The organism is Pseudoalteromonas sp. BZA4, from assembly GCF_040104395.1.
Lineage (GTDB): Bacteria > Pseudomonadota > Gammaproteobacteria > Enterobacterales > Alteromonadaceae > Pseudoalteromonas.
Map to the genome: position 1 here is coordinate 1 of NZ_JBECOT010000114.1, position 4888 is coordinate 4888.

Annotated in this window: 5 protein-coding genes; 1 reads left to right on the forward strand and 4 read right to left on the reverse strand. The window is 35.0% G+C overall.

Translation table 11 applies throughout. The annotated features are described in order from the left end of the window. Positions 1-336 precede the first annotated feature (336 nt). Positions 337-570: a hypothetical protein gene (locus tag ABMY41_RS21355; RefSeq protein WP_235374336.1), complete on the reverse strand. Its 234-nt coding sequence runs from the start codon at positions 568-570 to the stop codon at positions 337-339. A 1798-nt stretch (positions 571-2368) separates the two neighbouring features. Here ABMY41_RS21355 and ABMY41_RS21360 point away from each other — a divergent pair. Next, on the forward strand, positions 2369-3502 hold the full coding sequence (locus tag ABMY41_RS21360; RefSeq protein ID WP_063530040.1) for a hypothetical protein: 1134 nt from the start codon (positions 2369-2371) through the stop codon (positions 3500-3502). 71 nt (positions 3503-3573) lie between these two features. On the opposite strand, the gene ABMY41_RS21365 is transcribed toward ABMY41_RS21360, so the two are convergent. The 3 genes from ABMY41_RS21365 to ABMY41_RS21375 form a co-directional block, all read right to left on the reverse strand. Continuing rightward, the gene (locus ABMY41_RS21365) at positions 3574-3957 is read right to left on the reverse strand and encodes a hypothetical protein (protein WP_063530039.1); all 384 of its coding nucleotides are present in this window, start codon (positions 3955-3957) and stop codon (positions 3574-3576) included. Between the two features lie 74 nt (positions 3958-4031). Then, positions 4032-4328, reverse strand: a complete 297-nt coding sequence (locus ABMY41_RS21370; RefSeq protein ID WP_063530038.1) for a hypothetical protein — start codon at positions 4326-4328, stop codon at positions 4032-4034. 23 nt (positions 4329-4351) lie between these two features. Further along, positions 4352-4870: a hypothetical protein gene (locus ABMY41_RS21375; protein ID WP_063530037.1), complete on the reverse strand. Its 519-nt coding sequence runs from the start codon at positions 4868-4870 to the stop codon at positions 4352-4354. Positions 4871-4888 lie beyond the last annotated feature (18 nt).

A 4888-nucleotide genomic window follows, 5' to 3' on the forward strand; every position in this document is an offset into this window, starting at 1 on the left:
TGCTTTATAAGTTGCTGGGTACCAATTAGGTGCCTTCGTGAAGGCTTGAGCCGTATGCAGTGAAAGTTGCACGTACGGTTCTTAGGAGGGCGACACTTGGTAACAGGTGTCGTCTATCCGACAGAAATGTGTTACGCCTGAAAATCTGTTATTGGCACAAACCGGCTATTCAATGTCTGATTTAATACACTCTATAAATCAAACCTGGCAGTTCAAGTTAAAACTTATTCAAAAATAGCTGTTCAAAAATAGCTAACCTTAAAAGCTGTAACCTAGTACTTGTGAGCAAACTGGGTCTATTTTTAAAGGTTTTACTTTCGCACTCTCTAATTGGGTTTATAAATCAAACACACTGGGTAGCTTATTAACTTCTTCGTAAGTGTGACCTAAAATAATTTGGCCTGATGAGCGTCTGTTACCCAAATCTAACCATATTGGTGATTTTTCCACGATTATTAGCAAAAAACGTCTCATATCAGCACTAACCTTGGCTTTATCTATACAAACATCAACAGGATAAAATCTTTGCCTACTGACATTTGATTCACTAACTTTATCATCGCTATGCACACTGATGTCTAAGTGAACTTAATGATTGGTTACCTTTCGCAGTAAATAATCAAGCTGAAAACATTCTGATAAAAACGCAGATCTTGTACTACCCGCACCTATAACTTATACATTTAATGGTTTAGAAATCCATTTTGATGGGATTCCAAATGTGTTCATTTTTTTAATTCTTTAATGTGTCCGGACATACAATGAGAGTTTTTCATCATCAATTTGAATGTGAAAATTTCACAAACGTATAAATCGATTCAATTCTCGCATTGTTAAAACTTCCTTTGATTTAGGGTTTTTTGTGGTTTACGCGAATGAAGTTTGGGGCCAGTACAATTTTCTCAACATCATTCATGAATTGATATGATCTTTTTAGGTAACGTTGTATTTCCTTGGGTCGTTGATTACTTAGCAAAGCAAGCCAATTAACCTATTTGGTTCTTATTGTTTATCTTTTTCAAACCAAAAAGAAAGGCAGATAATTGAAAACTTTACCTAGGAGTCATTTAGTAATTTCGTTGTAAATTCTCACACGATGAGTAGTTACTTCTTTTTAAGTATCAAAAATGGTTTTTAATTTGATTTGTGAGAGCTAAGAATAAACATTAAGGATAATGATGGTTAAATATATAGGTTAGATCTTTAGGTTAGTGCTGTGGATTGTGATTTTAAGCTGTTGATTATAAAAGATAATAAAAAATAAATGAGATCGCAGTTACACGTTATTTAGATCGCAATTGCACGTTACTTAGATCGCAAGCACACGTTATTAGTACTCATATTGATATTATTATCAACAGGTTATAAAGGGCTGCTTGTAAAATATCCACAAAGATATTGCTCAAGATCGCATTTACACTTTATTTTATTCACAATCACAGTTTGTTTTTTATTCGAAATGGTTGAAAATAGGCCTAATTACTATACCAGATCGCAATTGCACGCTTCTCAGATCGCAATTACACCTTTTTTTAGTGGGTTATTCACAGCCCCCTGAATACATACTACAGAAGTTTAGTGAATTTTCATTTGAAAATAGTTTTTTTTCGCCCGTTACCTTTAATTAAGCGTGATATAATTCTGTAAGCCCTTGAAATATAAGTGTTTTATTTTTCAGATCGGTTTTACACTTTATTTTGTAATTTCTCTGTCCTTTTTAGAGCAAATTCTTCCGATTTATTTTTGACCAATAGTTTTAAGTTCACATCGGGTACACAGAAGTAAGTTGATGAAATAATAAACTGAAAATAAATCTCAGACCCTAATTACACGTTATTCAGTAGTTATGTAGCTTCTCAGATCGCATTTACACTTTATTTTATGAGCTAAATTTTTGTGTCAGATCGCATTTACACGTTATTTTATGACTTCATATTTCATCCCAGATCGCATTTACACGTTATTCTATGGCCTCAAATTTCATCCCAGATCGCATTTACACGTTATTTTTCGGCCTCAATTTCTATCCCAGATCGTAATTACACGCTATTTTATGGGCTCAATTATAGTGTCAGATCGCATTTACACGTTATTTTATGGCCTCAAATTTCATCTCAGATCGCAATTACACCTTAATCAAATAGGTAGGTTTTGAACTCAGATCGCAGTTACACGTTATTCATACTGTTACTCAAACGACCAGATCGCAATTACACGTTATTTTTAATAGGTTAATTAGGTAGTCAGATCACAGTTACACTCTATTATCGTAATGATTATAAAGAGTTTTTTAATAATGGTGCATTTTGCTGTGTTATTTATATAGCGATTTGATATATTTGAAATTCAAGTATGCGGGAATTTCGGTATGAGCAAAAACAAACTTACAATAAATAATTTGCCAGAGACTATCAGCACCAAAGGGTTAGTAGTTCAGGAAGCCGCTGAGGTTGAGCAGCTTAAACTCTTTACTGATGTGCATTTTGAAGGTTTGAAATCTAATTCGTTATCAAATACCTTTCCCCTATACGATTTATGGTCTCGTTTTGTAAGAGTTAAAACTACCATATACCCAATTAGACAAGCACCAGAAAGGCTCGTTAATTCTCGGTCTATTTCTGATAAGTTGGATGGTGTTGAATACACCGGTGAATTACAAATCTCACCAGCTGTAATCAAAGGTAAAGAAACAGACTATGTTGCTTGGCCATCTGACCGCGAAGAAAAAGTGGAGAGGGCATTAATTTCTCTTGCTACGAAAGGCAATATTTCTAAGATTAATAACGCAAGCGGCACTCGTTACGCCATTCATTTTAAAATGAATGAACTAAATGCAGAGCTTAAGTCAGTTAATCAATCACTATCTTATCCAGATTTAAAGGAAGCGCTACTAATCCTGTCTGGTAGTCAACTGTCTTTTAACTACAGCACCAACTCAAATGGTGAAGTAGAAACAAATGAAGCAAAAATGCCTTATCTGGGATCAATTCATTTTTCTGGTAAAAAAGGGCCAAGCACTCAGAGATGCATTGTATTTCTTAATGAGTACATGGCTCAGCAAATTGAAACTGTATCTTATAAAGGATATTACTTTAACCAGGCGCAACAATTTAAGAGAACCTTATCTAGTTGGCTTACAACCAGACTTTATACATTGTTTAGATACGCCAGCCCCGAAAAGACGTATCACTTCATGCTTGTAAGAATAATGATTAAGTTTGGCTCTATTGAGTCAGAAGACATCACTGAAAATCGCTTAATCGCTATTCGCAGAAATATGACTTCAACAATGAAAGACCTTATTAATGCTGGCATTTTAGAGAAGTATGATATAGCTGCTGTAAAAGACGATGAAGGTAAGGTTATCGATTACAAGTACACGTTATACCCAACAGAAGGGTTCTGTGATGAAATTGTGTCGCTCAACAAACACGCTAAAAAAATTAGAATCAAAAGCAATACGACGGAAGAAGTTGTTGAAACTCTTTTAATCGAGCAGTAAGGGGCAGTACATATATTGGTTATGGGGACTGCACTGTTAAAGTTGAACAGTGCAGTGGATTAAAGCCAATTTTACATATCAAGTATTTCAGATTCTTTAATCAAAGCTTTTGAATAACCATACTTTTTAAGCAATTGTTTTACCTCATCTATGTAACCTTGCGAAGCAAATGGCGAAATGTACACTTCTTGAATAAGCTCATTAACATCAATCTTCACGCTCTTGCCTTGAATGAAATTAACAGTTTGATCCAAGCTCTTCTCAGGAGGTGAATCATTCAATATGAAAAGCCTTAGCTCTTTTTCAAAATCATAAAATGGTTTTTTCGTTGTTATTAGTGATAGCCTTGATAGGCTATCATCGCAAAGGTGTTTTTTATATTTAACTTTACCCATATAAAATGGCTCTGGGTTACTGTCTTGCCCGTTAATCACTGAGCGTTTAAGTTTGCTCACCGACGTTTTAACGGCAACCCCATTCGCCTCACCTGAAAGATAAATCTTCCATAAAGCGTATGACTCATGTGGAGTTAATGACCAGCAGTTGATAAAGACACAGTTTTTCTTAGGATTGGTGTTCCAAAAAAAGCTTCCAATTCACCGTTAAGATTGTTCCCACTAATACCATCATTAATTAGATCATCTCTTTCTTTGTTTTTAACACTTTCAGGTATAGATACTTCATATTGATCTGAGAGTGCATTAGCGTTTGGAAAAAACAAAGTGGAATTTATGAGTAACTGTTCAAATTTCCAAGTACTCATATACCGCCAAACAGATGAATTACCATGAGGTATTTCTAGAGCATCGTCATTTTGTAAAATCATCTTCAACCTCCATTTTCAAGCGCTCAAAGACCCAAACTAGCTGCTCGGTTAAAATTCTGCACAGCAAATTCAGCACTAATGTTGTCGAAGTTTTTCAAATAAGAGTCCAGTGCAAATAGACCTATACGTACTGCTTCATTCATAGGAATAGGTACTCCACAAAGCTTTTTACCTTTTTGTGATACTTGCAGAAACAATTTCCCTTCTTGGTATTGAACCTTTAATGATTTGTCATTCTTAGCTCCGTAATGCTTTAACTCAATACTTTCCTTAATGAATAAAAATGCGCATAGAAATTCAATCAAACCTAGCTGAGTAAGCTGAATGGAAATTTTATTTTTCCAGTCATAACGTTTATTTTCTCCAGAAGCTGCCTCAATTCGAATAGTAATTACCCCTTTCCTTGTTATATCTGCTTTAAATTCGACAGCAGCCCCCGAATTCAGATAATAAGTGCACCACTCATGGTTAAACGGTGAGAAGAGATCAACTGCCTGTTGGTGGTACTCTATCGTCGCCAAACAAACAGAAGCATTTACCATGAGTTACAAGCAGTTGAT

What these genes read in the sequence shown, in the direction of transcription:
- ABMY41_RS21375 (WP_063530037.1), bottom strand. Translation starts at nt 4,870, where the DNA reads ATGGTAAATGCTTCTGTTTGTTTGGCGACGATAGAGTACCACCAACAG.
- ABMY41_RS21360 (WP_063530040.1), top strand. Translation starts at nt 2,369, where the DNA reads ATGAGCAAAAACAAACTTACAATAAATAATTTGCCAGAGACTATCAGC.
- ABMY41_RS21370 (WP_063530038.1), bottom strand. Translation starts at nt 4,328, where the DNA reads ATGATTTTACAAAATGACGATGCTCTAGAAATACCTCATGGTAATTCA.